A 15,452-nucleotide genomic window follows, 5' to 3' on the forward strand; every position below is an offset into this window, starting at 1 on the left:
TTCGGCATGAATAAGATTTCTTTCCAACCATTTGTCATCGGTGTCGCAGGCGGTAGCGGCAGCGGCAAGTCCACCGTATCCCAGCAAGTGCTCGCTTCGTTCGGCGCCGACATGGTCTCTGTCGTGATGCAGGACGACTACTACCGCGACCAGACCCACCTTTCCCCGGAAGTACGCCGCCAGCAGAATTACGACCATCCGCAGGCGTTCGAGTGGCCATTGCTGGTACAGCACATCCAGGCCTTGCGCAACGGCGAATCGATCGAGATGCCGGAGTACGACTTTACGCTGCACAACCGCTCCGACAGGACCATTCTGGTCAAGCCGGCCCCGGTGATCGTGATCGAAGGCCTGTTTGCCCTGTATGACGAAGACTTGCGCGACATGATGTCGCTGAAGATCTTTGTCGACACGGCCTCCGACGTGCGCTTCATCCGCCGCATGCAACGCGATATCACGGAACGCGGCCGTTCCGTGGAAAGCGTCATCGAGCAGTATCTGGAAACCGTGCGCCCCATGCACAAGCAATTCATCGAACCGACCAAGCGCAATGCCGATGTCATCTTGCCGCACGGCGCGAATGGCCCCGCGGTCGACATGATTACCGCCAAGGTGGCGAGCGTCATCGGCCGCCTGAAGCCGGCCGGCTGAAATTGGCCAGTTGCGGTAGCCCGCTGCCTTACCGCTCCCCCAGCGACTCCGAAAACGTCTTGGTGATCGGTTTTGTGAGGTAGCGCAAGACCGTCTTGCGGCCCGTGTTGATTTCGACGGTGGCCGTCATGCCGGGCTGGATCAGGATCGGCTCGCCATTCTTGCCCATCAGATTGCGCCCGCTGGTCTTGATCTGCACGCGGTAGTAGGGCTGCTCGTTGCCCTTGTTGTCTTCGCTCAAGGTGTCCGCGCTGATGTAGCTGACGGTGCCGCGCAGGCGGCCGTAGATGCCGTAGTCGTAGGCGTCCAGTTTCACGGCCGTGGGCAGGCCCGGCTTGATGAAGGCGATGTCGGCCGGCTTGACTTTCGCCTCGATGATCAGGTCGTCGTCCGTCGGCACGATCTGCAGGATTTCCTCGCCCGGCCTGGCCACGCCGCCCAGGGTGGTGAGCCGCACGTTGCGCACGATGCCGTCCGTGGGCGCGTAGATGTCGGTGGAACCCAGCTGCTCCTTGCGCTGCGTCACCGTCTGCAGCACGCCGGCCAGGTCTTCCTGGGCTTTCACCAGGTCCGTCTGGCTGTCCTGCAGGTATTTGTTGCGCCGGTTGGTGATCTGCGCCTGGATATCGACCACCTGCCGCCGCAGTTTCAGCACCTCGGCGCGGCTGACGTCCCCCGTTTCCAGCAGCGGCAGATTCATTTCCAGCTCTTCCCTGATCAGCTTCATGGCGCTGTCCAGCGAGCCCACCACTTCGGCCTGCACGGCGCCCTGGCGCTTGCTGAACAGGGCCAGCTGGTTGGCGCGAAATTCCGGAAACGCCTGCAGTTCGGGCGGGAACTTCGGCGCGCCGCCAAACACCTCCGCCTGCAGGCGCGCCACGGCCGCCTTCAGCCCAGCCGCCTTGGCCGTGCTTTCCAGGTAGCTCGTCTCGGCCCGCGTGCGGTCGAAACGGGCCAGCAGTTCCCCTTTTTTCACGATGCTGCCTTCATGCACGCGCAGCTCGGCCAGCACGCCGCCGTCGGCCACCTGGATGATCTGGTTGCGCGAACTGGCGATCACCTGGCCGTTGGCGCGCGTGACCTGGTCCAGCTCCGCCCACGACGCCCAGGCGATGACACCCGCCAGCGCCGCCGTGCAGCTCCAGATCAGCACCCGGCCCCGTTTGGCTTCTTCCCGCGCTTCGACCTTGGCCAGTTTCATGCGACGGCTCCTTGCGCCACGGGCGCGGTTGCGGCACTGGGTACGGCCTGCGGCTTGCCCGACAGCTTGGCCAGCACAAAGTCGCGCGGCCCGTCGAGCAGCACGCGGCCCGCCTGCAGCACCACCAGGCGGTCGAGCAGGGGCAAGAGGGCGTTCTTGTGCGTGGTGGCGACCATGGTCACGCCTTCGGCCGCCAGTTCGCCCAACAGTCCGACGATGCGCGCCTCCGTCTTCGCATCCATGGCGCCCGTCGGCTCGTCGAGCAGCCAGATTTTCGGCTTGGCCAGCAGCAGGCGCGTGACGGCGATCAATTGCCGCTGGCCGCCCGATACGCCGCGCCCGCCCTCGGTGATGGCCAGCGCCAGGCCCCGTGGCTGGCCCAGTATCAGCTCGATCAATCCCGTGCGTTTGGCGGCCGCCAGGATCGCTTCCTCGCCCGGGTCGGCCAGTCCCAATAGCAGGTTGTCGCGCAGGGTGCCGCTGAACAGCCGCGTCTCCTGCGGCAGGTAGCCGATCATTTCGCGCACCACGGCCGGCGCCAGCAGGGCCATGTCGACGTCGCCCAGGTACACCTTGCCTTCGGCCGGCTGGTACAGCCCCGAGGCCAGTTTCAGCAAGGTGCTCTTGCCCGAGCCGATGGCGCCCACCAGGCCGACGCGCTCGCCGGGGCGGATGGCCAGGTTGTCCACTTCCAGCGCCACCTTTTGCGCACCGCCATACGTAAAACGGATGCGTTCGAAGCGCAAGCCCGTATCGAGGCTGCGCGGCGTCAGCGCGAACTGCGCGTTGTCCGCTTCGTTGGGCAGGCTGATGACCTGTTCCAGGCCGTCGATCGAGGCGCGCGCATGCGCCCACTGCACCATCACGGCGGGCAGCTGCACGATGGGCATCAGGGCGCGGTTGCTGATGATGGTGCACGCCATCAGGGCGCCCATGGTCATCTGGTTCTCGGCCACGAACCACGCGCCCATGGAGATCAGCGCCACGTTGGTCAGCTGCTGGAAGGCGGCCGTGATGTTTTGCGACAGGGCCGCATAGTCGCGGATATTCTGCTCCGCGTGGCTGGTCTCGGCCACCAGTTCGGCCCAGCGCGCCTGCATCATCCATTCCGCGCTGCTGCCCTTGAGGGTTTCCACGCCATCGACGGCTTCCACCAGCAGGCCCGCCTTGCGGTTGCTGGCGTTGAGGTTCCTGCGCGTGTGATTCTCGATGGCGCGCTGGAACATCAGGCCGCACACGAGGGCCAGCGGCAGGGCCACCAGCGGCACCACCACCAGCGGCCCGCCGATGATGGTGATCATGGCGAGAAAAATCAGCGCGAAGGGCACGTCCGTGAGCACGAACAGCGATGTCGACGTGAGCACGCCGCGCACCATTTCAAAACCTTTTACCTGCGCCGCCAGGGTGCCAACCGAGGCGGGGCGCGCTTCCATGCGGATGCCCAGCATGCGCTGGAAAAACCACTCGGACAGTTCATGGTCGACGTCATTGCACGAGTGGTCGACGATGCGGCTGCGCACCTGCTTGAGGATGAATTCCAGGCCGATCGACAGGGCCACGCCCACCACCAGTACCCACAGGGTGCTGAAGCTCTGGTTCGGGATCACGCGGTCGTACACCTGCATGGAAAACAGCGACGTGGCCATGGTCAGCAGGGTCACCAGCGTGGTGGCCAGCACGGCGTCGATAAACATGCTTTTCTTCAGCCACAGGGCGTTGCGCACCAGCCCCAGTGCGCCGGGACGCGCCGTGCTCTTTTCGGGACGGCGCGGCAGGCCCACGCAATCCAGGCCAGCCAGCGATGCCAGCTGCAAGGTGCGGCCATCGATGCCTTCGCCGCGCCAGGCGCCGTCGGCGCCGCGCGATTGCAGCAAGCCCCAGCCCGTGCTGGCGCTGTAGACGGCGAACGGCAGCTCGCCCGGCGTCGGCGCGTGCAGCGCGCGCGCCGCGCCCTCCAGTCCGGCCGCCTGCCAGATGGCGGTAAGGATCATCGCGGGCGCGCCGTTGTCGTCGACGTCATCGAGCAGGCGCTGTAGGTCGGCCAGGCGTGCGGCGGGCACGTGCTGGCCCTTCAGGCGGGCGGCCCGCTCGATGAGTGTCAGCAAGCCATGTTTGAGGGGGGTATCCACGCTGTCTCCCGGTTAGATTCTGCGGCGGTCAGTTGGCGCGCATCGACGCGGCGGGCGCCGTGCGCCCGGCCAGGGTGCCCGTTTGCGCCGCCAGGCGCAGGCTGGCGGCAATCGCCTGCGCGCGCGTGTCTTCCAGCGAAAATTGCGCCTGGGTCGCTTCGCGCACGGCGTTGAGCACATCGTTCCAGCTCTTGCGGCCGATCACGTACTGGCGTGCGTACGATTCGAATACCTGCGTCGAGGTGGCGCTGGCCTCGCCCGCGTTGCCCAGGCGCTGGCGGCTGGCCTCGGCCTCGTTCCAGTCCAGCGTGAAACGTTCGCGCACATCGCGCTCGGCCGCATCGTGCGCGGCGCGCGCGCCTTCGCGCCGGGCCACGGCGGCATCCACGCCGGCCTTGGCCGACAGGCCGGCGCCCGGCTGCGCCTGCAGCACCAGCATGGCGCGCGTGCGGTTGTCGGCATTCATGCCGCCCGTCGGCTTTTCCATGCGCAGCACCACTTTCGGCATGTAGGCCGAGCGCTGCAGGGTGATGTCCGAGTCGGCGGCCTGCGCCTCGAAAGCGAGGCGGTGCAGGGTGGGGGAGTAGCCGATGGCCTGGCGCATGACCCGCTCCAGGCTGGCGTCGGGCAGCGGTTCGCCCACGCCGATGCCGGTGGCGCTGACGAGGCGCACGGGTTTGCCGGCCAGTTGCGACAGCTGCGCCAGCGCGTTGTCCAGCGCCTGGCGCGCATTCGACACGTCGTTGGCGGCCTGGTAGGCGCGCGATTCGGCCAGGCGCTGATCCGTCTGCGAGCTGACCGACTGCGCCACGCGGCGCTTGATCATGTCCAGCAGGCGCTGGTGCTCTGCCAGGCCCGCTTCCGCCGAGCGCACGCGCGCCGTCTGGCGCAGCGCTTCCGTGTAGGCGGCAATCACGCGCAGGGATAGGCTCAGGCGTTCTTCCTCGATGGCCGCGCCCGCCGCGTCGACCCGGCTGCCGGCGGCATCGATGCCGGCGTCGATGCGCCCGCCGCTCCACAGCGGCTGCTCGATGCGCACCACGCCGCCCGTTTCCTGCGAACCGGCGGGCACTTCCGCCGACAGGCTGGGAAAGCGCTGCCATTGCGCGCCATCGAGCTCGGCGCGCGCGGCCGCCTGCGCCGAGCGCTTGCCCTGGACGGCCGGATGGCTTTGCAGCGCCTGCTGCAAGACCTGGTCGAAGCTCCAGGCGGTGGCGCCCTGGGCGCCGGCGAAAGGGGATGCCGATGCCATGGCCACGGCCGCCAGCAAGGCCGCGATGCGTGGCAGAGAGAATAATGCTGCGGAACCGCTTGATCTCATCCCGTATTTTTCCGGCACCAGGCCTGACGCATTTCAAGGTATGGGCGGGAGCGCGCTGCCGTGCGCTCCCGCTGCCGTGCCAGGCGCGGCGCCTGGCGTGGAACCACGGCGTCAGACCACGAAGTTGGCGGCCGTCAGCTGCGTGATGTTCACCCCGCTCAGCAGCACCAGCGCCGTGTCGATGGCGTTGGCGTTGCTCAGGTCACTCGAGTGATACACCGTCACGGCGCCGCTGTTTTGCGCATCGGCGATGACGATGTAGCCCTGGCCGGACAGGACGCTGTTGTCGGCCGCGATGGCGCTGGCGGCCGCGCCGATCGACACGGCCGTGCCGTCGAAGATGAACAGGTTGTCGTTGCCAAAGTCGGTGCCCACGTTGACGTTCACCGCTACCGATGCCGTCAGGTGGGCGATGGCCGACATGTCGATCACGTCGCCGCCGGCGGCCGGCAGGCCCGTGCTGAAGTCGGCCACCGTCAGCGGGTTGTGCAGGGCGTTCTGGCTGAGCATGAACAACTGGCTCGCATCGGTCAGGTCGGCCTGGGCCTGGGCTGCCGCTGCCGCTGCGGCATCGGCGTTCGCCGCCGCCGTCAGCGCGTTGGCGTCCGTCAGGTCCGCCTGCGCCTGCGCTTGCAGGGCGGCGTTGGCGGCCGCGTCGGCTGCCAGGTGCAGGGCGTTGGCGTCCGTCAGGTCGGCCGTCTGCGCCGCCGCCAGCGCCGCTGCCGCTGCCGCATCGGCGGCCTGGGTGAGCGCCAGTGCGTCGGTCTGGTCGGCCAGCGCTTGCACGGCGGCGGCGTGGGCGGCGTCCGCATTCGACACGACGGCCAGGGCATTGGCGTCCGTTTGCGCGGCGATGGCATTCGCTTGCGCCAGGGCGATGTCGGCTGCCTGCGCGTCGGCATTGGCCTGGGCCGCCGCCGCGTCGTCCGCCTGCGCCGCGTTTGCATTGGCATGCGCTTGTGCCGCAGCCGCTGCCGCGCTGGCGGCGGCGGCATCGTCGGCTTGCGCCGCTTGCAGGGCCAGCAGGGACGCGGCTGCCTGTGCCTGCGCCAGCGGCGCGGCGGCATCGGCTGCATGGGCGGCCAGCGCCGCTGCCGCGGCGTTATTGGCGTTGAGGGTGGCCGCCGCCGCAGCCGCGTCGTCGGCCTGTGCCTGCTGCGTGAGGGCCAGCGAGGCGGCGGCCTGGGCGGCAGCTGCCGCGGCGGCGGCGTCGTCGTTCTGTGCAGCGGTGGCCGCTGCCAGTGCGCTGGCCGCCGTCGCTGCCGTGCTGACGGCAAGGGCGTCGGCGGCGATGGCTGCCGTGTGCGCGGCGGCGGCGGCGGCGGCATTGGCCGCAGCCTGGTTGGCCGCCGTATCGTCGGCTTGCGCTGCCTGCGCGGCGAGCAGTGCGGATGCCGCTGCCGCGGCGCTGGCGGTGGCGGCCGCATCGGCGGCTGCTGCAGCCGTGGCTGCCGCTTGCGCGAGGGAGGCGGCAGCTGCGGCATCCGCTGCAGCCTGGTCGTCGGCGACGGCGGCGTTGTGCGCGGCCTGGGCGTTGGCGGCGTTGGCCGCTGCCAGCGCTGCCGCCGCGTCATCGGCTTGTGCCGCCTGCGTGGCGGCCAGGGTAATGGCGGCGGCCGTCGCTGCCGCTGCTGCAGCGGCATCGTCGGCATGCGCATTTTGCGCTGCCTGCTGGGCGGCGGCTGCCGCGGCGGCGGTGGCGGCGACGTTGGCGTCGGCAGCGAGGGCCGCGTCGAGCGCCAGTTGCGCATTCGCCGCTGCCGTGGCGGCCGCTGCCGCCGTGGCGTCGTCGGCCTGGGCATTGAGGGTGGCGGCAAGGGAAATGGCCGCTTGCGCCGCCGCGGCTGCCGCGGCGGCATCGGCATTTTGCGCCGCCACCGCCGCCGCATGCGCCGCAGCCGCATTCGTGGCAGCGGTGGCGGCCGCCGCATCGTCGGCCTGGGCCGCTGCCAGTGCCGCATGGGCCGCTGCCGCATTGGCATTGGCCTGGGCCGCGTCATCGGCCGCGCTCTGGGCGGCGAGGAGGAGGTTCAATTTCAGGGTCTTGTCATTGTCGGCATCCGTGGCGTTGGTATCGGCCGTCACGGCGGCGTTCAGGTTGGCGATGGCCGCGTTCAGCGCGGCATGGGCATCGAGGGCTGCCGTGTCGGCCAGTTGCGCGGCCAGGGTGGCGGCCGCCGAGAGGGCTGCCGTATGCGCGGCATTGGCGGCGGCATCGTCGGCGGCCAGCGCCGCGCTGGCGGCTGCCAGCGCGTTGTTGGCCGTCGTGGCAAGGGCCGCCAGGGCGCCATCGGCCAGCAAGGCCGCATCGGAAAGGAGCTGGGCCGCCGCTGCTGCCGCCGCCGTGCTTGCCGCCGTGGCGTCGTCGCCCAAGGCGGCATTGGTGGCAGCGAGCGAGGCGCTGGCAGTCAGTATCGCCGCGTTGAGCGTCGTCGTGGCGGCAGTCAGGGCCGCTTGCGCGTTGCTGGCCGCCGTCGCTGCGGCGCTGGCGGCGTTGTCGTCGGCCAGGGCCTGGTTCAGCGCGGCCAGCGCGCTCGCTGCCGTCGCCGCGGTCGTGCCGACGGCGAGATCGGCCGCCTGCGCGGCTTGCGTGGCTGCCAGCGAGATGGATGCCGTGAGGGCGGCCGCGGCGGCCGCGGCATCGTCCGCTTGCGCGTGCTGCGTGGCGGCGGCCGAGATGGCGGCCACGGCGGCGGCAGTGGCGGCAGCCGTGTCGGCGGCGGTAGCGGCGGCGGCGGCCGCCGTTGCATTGGTGGAGTTCAGCACGGCCGCGGCGGCGGCCGCATCGTCGGCCAGGGCCGCATTCAGCGAAGCGAGCGCGTTGGCGGCGATGGTGGCGGCGCTGGCGGCGGCATTGTCGGCGTTTTGTGCTGCCTGCGCAGCGGCCAGCGAGGTGGCGGCCAGAGTCGCTGCCGTCGCTGCCGCCAGGTCGTCGGCGATGGCGGCGGCGGTGGCTGCGTTTGCCGTCACGGCGGCAGCGGCCGTGGCGGCCGCATTCGCGTCAGCGGCCAGTGCCGCATTCAGGGCGGCCAGGGCATTGGCGGCCGTCGCGGCCGTCGCGGCGGCGGCCGCATCGGCCGCCTGCGCGGCCTGGGCCGCTGCCAGCGAGGTGGCGGCCACGCCGGCCGCAGTCGCCGCAGCCGTATCGTCCAGTTGCGCCGCCGTGGCTGCCGCCTGGGAAGTCAGGGCCAGGGTGGCCGCGGCGGTGGCGGCATTGTCGGCTGCCACCGCATTGTTCAGGGCCGTCAGCGAGGCGGCCGCCGTGGCCGCCGCCGAGGCGGCTGCCGCATCGTCCGCTTGCGCCGACTGTGCGGCGGCGAGCGACAAGGATGCCGTGGTGGCGGCAACGGTGGCGGCCAGCGCGGCCACCAGGTCGAGCGGGTGGGCCGCCGAATAGGCTGCCAGGGCAGTGGCATTCGCGGCGTCGTTGTTGGCGACGGTGGTCAGCGCGGCCGCATCCGTCAGGGCGGCCTTGGTGGCGGCCACGGTGGCGGCCGTGACATTGAGCGTATGTTGCGTGCCCAGCAAGACGGCGTCGGTGAGGCCGGCGACGCTGGCGGCGGTCGCGGCGGCGGTGGCATTGACGGTCGCCACCAGGCCCAGGGCGACGGCATCGGTCAGGCTGGCTGTGGTTTGCGCGGCGGTAGCGGCAGCCGCGTCGACGGTTGCCGTCAGCCCCAGGGCGACGGCGTCGGTCAGCGCGGCGGTGGCGGCAGCCGTGTTGGCGGCGGCCGTGGCGGCCGTCGAAACGGTGCCCAGGGCAACGGCATCGGTCAGGTTGGCGGTGGTAGCGGCCAGGCTGGCGGCCGTGCTGGCGGCCGTCGAGACGAGGCCCAGGGCAACGGCATCGGTGAGGTTGGCCGTCGTCTGGGCCGTGGCGGCGAGGGCGGCATTGGCCGTGGCGACCAGGCCCAGGGCCGTGGCATCCGTCAGCGCGGCGGTCGCCGCAGCCGTGTTGGCGGCGGTGGTGGCGGCCGTCGAGAGGGTGCCGAGGGCCACGGCGTCGGTCAGATTGGCAACATTGCTTGCCGTATTGGCGGCCGCAGCGGCAGCGGCGGCGGCCAGGCCCAGGGCGGCGGCATCCGTCAGGTCGGCCGTTGTCTGCAAGGCGGCAGCGGCGGCCGCATCGGCCGTGGAGGCAAGTCCCAGCACCGTGGCGTCCGTCAGCGCTGCCAGGCTGGCGGCCGAGGCGGCGGCCAGGCCATCGGCGGTGGAAATGAGGCTCAGCGCGGCGGCATCGGTCAGGCCGGCCGTCGTGACGGCCGCGGCGGCGGCCACATCGGCGGCCGACGATACTGCGGCCAGGGCCACGGCGTCGGTCTGGCTGGCAACAAATTGCGCCGTGGCCAGGGCGTTTTGCGCCAGCGTATTGGCGGCCGTCAAGGTGGTGACTGCTGTCTGCGCGGCAACTTCAGCGGCGGCGTCGGCAGTGGAGATGATGCCCAGCGCGCCGGCGTCGGTCAGCGCGGCCGTGGCGGCGGCGCTCGTGGCGGCGGCCTGAGCGGCGGCAGCCGCGCTGACGGCGGAGATATCGATTCCGCCCAGCTGGGCGGCCAGTTCCGCCGCCGAGACGGCGCTGGCGGCGGTGGCGGCAAGCGCTGCGGCGTTGGTCAGGTCGGCGGTGGCTTGCGCGATGTTCGCCGTCAGCGCATCGGCGGTGGAAATGCCGGCAAGGATGGTGGCATCGAACAGCGCGGCAGTGATATCGGCATTGTCGGCATCGAGCTGCAAGGTATTGACGGTGGCCGTCAGGTCGACGACGCTGGTCTGGCCAGCCGTGACGTTGGCGGCCAGGGCGGCGAGGTTGGCGAGATTGAAGGCATTCAATGCGACGTTGACGTCCAGCAGGCTGGCTTGCATATTGGCGGCGGCCGCATCGGCATCGGCCTGGTCGGCGGCTTGTTGAAGAGCAACGACATCGGTTTGGCCGGCAACGGTTTGTGCATTGGCGGCATCGCTGGCGGCCGCCGCATCGGCAGCGGCCAGGGCCGCCGCATCCGTCTGGTTGGCCGTCGTTTGCGCCGTCAGCGCGGCGGCGGCATCGGCGTCGGAAATCACTTGCAGCGCGGCCGCATCGGTCAGCCCCGCTTGCGTGGCGGCGCTGGCGGACGTGCTGGCGGCCGCATCGGCCGTGATTTGCAGGGCGGCCGCGTCGCTCAGACTGGCGGCGGCGACGGCATTCGCGGCCACGGTGGCGGCGGCGGCTGCGGCGGCGTCGAGTACGGCGGCATCGGTGGCGTTGGCGGTGACGGCCGCGGCAGCCGCGGCGGCGGCGTCGGCATCGGAAATCAGGGCCAGTGCCGCAGCATCCGTCAGGCCGGCCTGGAATTGCGCGGCGTCCGACGCCAGGGTGGCGGCATCGGCGATCAGCCCCAGGGTTGGCGCGTCCGTCATGTTCGCCTGCGTCTGTGCATTGGCGGCGTCCGTCGCGGCCGCATTGGCGGCGGCCTGCAGGGCGACGGCGTCCGTGGCGTTGGCGATCGAGGCGTCCTGGGCGGCGACGCCGGCAGCGGCGTCCGCTGCCATGCTCAAGGCGACGGCATCGGTCAGGCCCGCTTGCGTGCTGGCCGCGGCGGCGGCACTCGCTGCGGCGGTGGCGGCGATGCCCAGTGCGGCGGCGTCGGTGGCGGCGGCGAGGAGGGCGGCATTTTGTGCGGCGGTCGTGGCGGCATTCGAGGCGGCGGCCAGGGTGGCGGCATCGGTGGCGGCGGCCACGCCGGCGGCTGCGGCGGCATTGGCGGCATCGGCATCGGAGACGAGCGCCAGGGCGGCGGCATCCGTCAGGCTGGCCTGGATGCCGGCGGCGACGGCAGCGTTGGCGGCGGCGCTTGCCGCCAGGTCCAGCGCGGCGGCGTCCGTGGCATTGGCCAGCGCCGTGGCGGCGGCGGCAGCGGCGGCATCATTTGCCGAGATGACACCGAGCGCCGCCGCATCGGTCAGCGCTGCCTGGGTGTTGGCGGCGTTGGCGACGACGTCGGCCGCATCGGCGATGGCTTGCAGCGCCGGGGCGTTGGTCTGGTCCGCTTGCGTCTGCGCCGCATCGGCGGCGGCGTGCGCGGCGGCGGCGTTGGCGGCGGCCGTAGCGGCAGCCGCATCGGCGTTTTGTGCCGAGGTGGTGGCGGTCTGGGACGCGGCGGCGGCGTTGGTGGCAGTAGCGGCAGCAATGTCGTCATTCGTGGCGGCGGTAGCGGCCGCTTGTGCGCCGGGTACGGCGGCGGCCGTGCTGGCCGCCAGCATATCGTCGCTGGTGGCGTCATTGGCGGCGAGCAAGGCTGCTGCCGCGGCGGCGGCGGCCTGCGCCGCCAGCTGGTCTGCCTGGATGGCGGCATTCGCCGCTGCCAGCGATGCTGCTGCCGTGGCAGCTGCCGCGGCGGCTGCGGCGTCATCGGCCAGGGCATTGGCGGCGGCGGCGGCCGCTGCGGCGGCGGCCAGCACGGCGGCGTCGGTCACGACGGTGGTGCTGGACTGATTTCCTGTACCGCCCTGGCCGCCGGTGGAGCCGCCCGTGCCCGTGCCACCGGTGCCGCCCGTGCCCGTACCCGTACCGCCGGTGCCGCTACCTCCTGTCCCCGTGCCACCCGAACCGGCACCGCCGGCCGCGGCACCGCCTCCGCCGCCGCCCGCTGCCGCGGCAATCAGGCCAAGGCCGCCGAGTACGCCCAGCACGCCAAGTCCGCCCTGCCCATCTGTAACGCCGGCTCCGGCTCCGGCACCCGCGCCAGCCGAAGTGCCGGCGACATCGACGACACTGCCGCTGGGGATGCCGGCGGCGCCCGCGCCAGTGCCCGCCGCACCCGTGGCAGCACCGTTGTTATCGCTTTGCGGCGTGCCGAGGTCGGCGCCAGCCTGACCTGCGGCCGCGCCGCTGCCGCCTGCGGCCAGGGCCGCCGCTGTCACGGCCGCGGCCGTGCCCAGGGCGGCGGCATTGCCGTTATCGGCGCTTTCCGTGACTTCCACGACATTTTCAGGCGGCATGGTCGCACTGGCATCGGCCCCTTTTATCAGTTCATCTTCGTCATATTGCTTGCGGTCGCCATTTTTTGGATTGAGGGCCTTTTTTGCGGGTGTCGCGATCTTGGCGGCAGCGCCTTCGGCATTGACGGGAACTTGTGCTGGATTCGGGGTGGTGGCCATTTGAAATTCTCCGGAATAGGTTATGTGTTCGTTCAATTTTTCAGGATATTAAAAATCAATAATGAAATTCTTTTCCTTGATTACTCCGGCGAGGCTTGGGCCGTGGTCGAACTTGGGTATTGCTGATGTGGGTGATGAAAGTAAAACATAACTGGAAAAAAAGCGCTGGCACAACAGAACACTTATTCAGAGATATTAAAAATATCATTTTTATAGTTGTTTCGCATGGTGCTATTTTTTCGTATGCTGTTTCGCCTGCAACTGGCTGGTCAGGCGATACTCAGCGGCAGGGAACGGTGTTGGCGTGTGGTCCCTAGCTGTATCCTCCTCTGGTGATGGTTTCAATTTTGAAACTTTCAATTTAATTTTGATCACTTTTCATGCCACTATTCTGTCAAGCTTTGCGCAAGTGAATAATCACGAATTGTCACGAAATGGGACTTTGCGGCTGAATCTGCTGACATGCTCCGGTATTTCCGCATTGTTTATTAAAAAAACATATCGCTATCGAATTGCAAGCTGTTGCTTTTTTGTATGGAAATTGTCAAATGTAATTGGGAATAAAATACGATAGAAATAATTATTTGTAATTCTTATATCGTATTATTGCTATCAATTGAATAGCCTGAATGCGGTAAGGGATCTTTCATAATAACTATCAGTGCGGTAGTTATTCTTTCAGGACGGGGATTGGGGCGGAAATGGAAAACGCCCCGACGGGCGGGGCGTTTTTTTTACGGGGCAGTGATGTTGCGCCGTCAGCCTTCCTCGCGCCAGCGGCGCAGGCGGATGGCGGCGTAAATCAGCGCGGCGCCCGCCGCCGCACCGAGCCAGACGGCAGGCAAGGCCAGGCTGGACCAGGAATTGCTGAATACATCGATGCGCGTCATGTGCGAGCCCCCCTCTGCCAGCGCGTGCATGTGCGGCAGCAGTTCCGGTTCGAACAGGTACCAGCTGCCGGAAGAGTGCCCAGCAGGGCGCGTCCGATGACATTCATCTGTATCCACTCGACGCCGCTTTCCGTCTGCGTCAGCTTGCCGGCCCAGACCGTCAAGACGAGCAGCAGCAGCGGCACGCCGACGGCCCAGAGGAAGACTTTCGACCTGGCCCAGCTCGAGACCATCAGCAGCCAGCCGACCGTCGGCAAGGCCCACAGGCAATACACGGGCAGCAAGCCGAACACGCGCAGCGGTCCCAGGTACAGGCCCGGGGAGGCCAGCAGTTCGGCAAACACGTGGATGCCGTTGGCCGCCAGCACGCCGCTGAGGATCAGGATCAGGGCCAGCGACGTCAGGCTGGCGGCGGCGGCCACGAGCAGCGGCGCGACCAGCAGGGCGATGGCCGCCTTCGACAGCACCGTCTGCGCATCCGAGACGGGCAGCGACTTCCAGAACAGCACGCTGCGGTCGCGGCGGTCGTCATGCAGGGCGCTCAGGCAATAGAAAAACACGAGGAAGCCCAGTGCCAGGAACAGCGGCGCGGCCGCGTACGTGTAGTTATTGGCGACGGCGTCGATGATTTCCGCGCGGCGCGGGCCGAAGGTGCGGGTATTGAAGACGGTGCTCCAGGAAATTTCCTCGCCATTGACGATGAGCGCCGTGTGCATCTTGGTCCTGGCGACGGTCGCGGCCGCCATCAGGGCGCCCAGCACCGTCATGACGATGCCGATGATGGCGGGCGTCCACACCAGCATGCCCTTGTGTTCCCACAATTCACGCCGGAGCAGCCACTGCATTTTGTTCATGGGGGAAATACTCATTGGTACGATCCTTTCATGGTCGCGACAAACAGGTCCGCCAGGCTGGGCGTGCGGACTTCGCCCAGGGCGGCCAGCTGGGTGCGGGCGACGCCGTCGAACAGCATCACCGACTTGCCGAACACGCTGCGTTCGCTGATCGGCTGCAGGGCGCGCGCGGGATTGACGTGCTGCGGGCCCACCATCACTTCGATGTAGCGCTCGCCGACGACTTCTTCCATGCTCGAGGCCAGCACGATCTGGCCGTCGCGAATGAACATCAGGTCGCTGAGGATGTGCTCCACTTCCTCGATCTGGTGCGTGGTGATGACGATGGTCTTGTTTTCATCGAAATAGTCTTCCAGCAAGTTCTGGTAGAACTGCTTGCGGTACAAAATGTCCAGGCCCAGGGTCGGCTCGTCGAGCACCAGCAGTTTGGCGTCGATGGCCATCACCAGTGCCAGGTGCAGCTGCACCACCATGCCCTTGGACATGGCCTTGACCTTCATCTTCGGCGACAGTTTGGTGTGGGCCAGGTAGCGTTCGGCCTTGCTGCGGTCGAAACGTGGATGCACGCCGGCAACGAAATCGATGGCGTCGGCCACGCGCAGCCAGCCCGGCAGGATGGCCACGTCGGCGATGAAGCACACGTCTTCCATCAGCGCGTCGCGCTGCACGCGCGGATCGCGCCCCAGCACCGACAAGTCGCCATCGAAGCCCGTCAGGCCCAGAATGGCTTTCAGGGTGGTGGTCTTGCCGGAGCCGTTAGGCCCGATCAGGCCGACGATGCGCCCCGGCGCGATATCGAAGCTGATGCCGGCGATGGCCGTCTGCTTGCCATACTGCTTGCGCAAGCCGCGCGCGCTGATGACGCTGTCCTTGTTCAATGCATTCATGCGTTCTCTCCGTGTGCGCCGCCGTCGCGGCTCGCTTGCAGTAGTTGATCGAGGTCAAGGCCCAGGCGCGTGATGTGTTCCAGCAAGGCCGGCCATTCTTCGCGCAGGAAGCGCTCGCGTTCGCTGGCCAGCAATTTGTCGCGGGCGCCTTCCAGTACATACATGCCGAGTCCTCTGCGTTTTTCCACCAGGGCATCGTCGACCAGTTCCTGATAGGCGCGCGAAACCGTGATGGGATTCAATTGATAATCGGCCGCCACCTGGCGCACCGACGGCAAGGCGTCGCCGGATTGCAGCACGCCATCGAGCATCATGCCCACCACCCTGGCCTTGAGCTGGCGGTAGATGGGGCTATTGTCGTTCCATTCCGTGCTCATGGGATGCG

The 15,452-nt window shown here is 68.6% G+C and carries 10 protein-coding genes; 2 read left to right on the forward strand and 8 right to left on the reverse strand.

The window, feature by feature from the left end:
• Window positions 1–6 precede the first annotated feature (6 nt).
• The gene (gene udk, locus ACQVLG_RS18485) at window positions 7–651 is read left to right on the forward strand and encodes a uridine kinase (protein WP_230540971.1); all 645 of its coding nucleotides are present in this window, start codon (window positions 7–9) and stop codon (window positions 649–651) included.
• Between the two features lie 28 nt (window positions 652–679).
• Here the strand turns inward: udk and ACQVLG_RS18490 are convergent, their stop codons facing one another.
• From ACQVLG_RS18490 to ACQVLG_RS18505, 4 genes are all read right to left on the reverse strand, one after another.
• A complete protein-coding gene (locus ACQVLG_RS18490) occupies window positions 680–1,852 on the reverse strand; it encodes an HlyD family type I secretion periplasmic adaptor subunit (protein ID WP_474290547.1) in 1,173 nt (390 codons plus the stop codon).
• The gene (locus ACQVLG_RS18495) at window positions 1,849–3,981 is read right to left on the reverse strand and encodes an ATP-binding cassette domain-containing protein (protein WP_474290548.1); all 2,133 of its coding nucleotides are present in this window, start codon (window positions 3,979–3,981) and stop codon (window positions 1,849–1,851) included. Before ACQVLG_RS18495 ends, ACQVLG_RS18490 begins: the two co-directional genes overlap by 4 nt.
• A 28-nt stretch (window positions 3,982–4,009) precedes the next feature.
• Window positions 4,010–5,233 carry a TolC family protein gene (locus ACQVLG_RS18500; protein ID WP_474290549.1) on the reverse strand — a complete coding sequence of 408 codons (1,224 nt, stop codon included), beginning with the start codon at window positions 5,231–5,233 and terminating at the stop codon, window positions 4,010–4,012.
• A 180-nt stretch (window positions 5,234–5,413) separates the two neighbouring features.
• A complete protein-coding gene (locus ACQVLG_RS18505; protein ID WP_474290550.1) occupies window positions 5,414–12,436 on the reverse strand; it encodes a hypothetical protein in 7,023 nt (2,340 codons plus the stop codon).
• Between the two features lie 125 nt (window positions 12,437–12,561).
• Here ACQVLG_RS18505 and ACQVLG_RS18510 point away from each other — a divergent pair, with 125 nt between their 5' ends.
• The gene (locus tag ACQVLG_RS18510) at window positions 12,562–12,753 is read left to right on the forward strand and encodes a hypothetical protein (protein ID WP_474290551.1); all 192 of its coding nucleotides are present in this window, start codon (window positions 12,562–12,564) and stop codon (window positions 12,751–12,753) included.
• Between the two features lie 441 nt (window positions 12,754–13,194).
• On the opposite strand, the gene ACQVLG_RS18515 is transcribed toward ACQVLG_RS18510, so the two are convergent.
• From ACQVLG_RS18515 to ACQVLG_RS18530, 4 genes are read right to left on the reverse strand one after another with little or no spacing between them, the layout of a single operon-like run.
• Window positions 13,195–13,326: a hypothetical protein gene (locus tag ACQVLG_RS18515; protein WP_290125641.1), complete on the reverse strand. Its 132-nt coding sequence runs from the start codon at window positions 13,324–13,326 to the stop codon at window positions 13,195–13,197.
• Window positions 13,323–14,180: a hypothetical protein gene (locus tag ACQVLG_RS18520; RefSeq protein WP_474290552.1), complete on the reverse strand. Its 858-nt coding sequence runs from the start codon at window positions 14,178–14,180 to the stop codon at window positions 13,323–13,325. The genes ACQVLG_RS18515 and ACQVLG_RS18520 overlap by 4 nt, the downstream gene beginning before the upstream one ends.
• An 11-nt stretch (window positions 14,181–14,191) precedes the next feature.
• Complete coding sequence (locus ACQVLG_RS18525) at window positions 14,192–15,067, reverse strand: ABC transporter ATP-binding protein (protein WP_474290553.1); 876 nt, start codon at window positions 15,065–15,067, stop codon at window positions 14,192–14,194.
• Complete coding sequence (locus tag ACQVLG_RS18530; RefSeq protein ID WP_289915998.1) at window positions 15,064–15,444, reverse strand: GntR family transcriptional regulator; 381 nt, start codon at window positions 15,442–15,444, stop codon at window positions 15,064–15,066. Before ACQVLG_RS18530 ends, ACQVLG_RS18525 begins: the two co-directional genes overlap by 4 nt.
• Between the last annotated feature and the right edge of the window lie 8 nt (window positions 15,445–15,452).

The organism is Janthinobacterium sp. TPC_1, from assembly GCF_056037845.1.

Excerpts from the sequence above, each read along its gene's own strand:
- udk (WP_230540971.1), top strand. The coding sequence starts at position 7 with ATGAATAAGATTTCTTTCCAACCATTTGTCATCGGTGTCGCAGGCGGT.
- ACQVLG_RS18490 (WP_474290547.1), bottom strand. The coding sequence starts at position 1,852 with ATGAAACTGGCCAAGGTCGAAGCGCGGGAAGAAGCCAAACGGGGCCGG.
- ACQVLG_RS18500 (WP_474290549.1), bottom strand. The coding sequence starts at position 5,233 with ATGGCATCGGCATCCCCTTTCGCCGGCGCCCAGGGCGCCACCGCCTGG.
- ACQVLG_RS18505 (WP_474290550.1), bottom strand. The coding sequence starts at position 12,436 with ATGGCCACCACCCCGAATCCAGCACAAGTTCCCGTCAATGCCGAAGGC.
- ACQVLG_RS18510 (WP_474290551.1), top strand. The coding sequence starts at position 12,562 with ATGTGGGTGATGAAAGTAAAACATAACTGGAAAAAAAGCGCTGGCACA.
- ACQVLG_RS18515 (WP_290125641.1), bottom strand. The coding sequence starts at position 13,326 with ATGACGCGCATCGATGTATTCAGCAATTCCTGGTCCAGCCTGGCCTTG.
- ACQVLG_RS18520 (WP_474290552.1), bottom strand. The coding sequence starts at position 14,180 with ATGAACAAAATGCAGTGGCTGCTCCGGCGTGAATTGTGGGAACACAAG.
- ACQVLG_RS18525 (WP_474290553.1), bottom strand. The coding sequence starts at position 15,067 with ATGAATGCATTGAACAAGGACAGCGTCATCAGCGCGCGCGGCTTGCGC.
- ACQVLG_RS18530 (WP_289915998.1), bottom strand. The coding sequence starts at position 15,444 with ATGAGCACGGAATGGAACGACAATAGCCCCATCTACCGCCAGCTCAAG.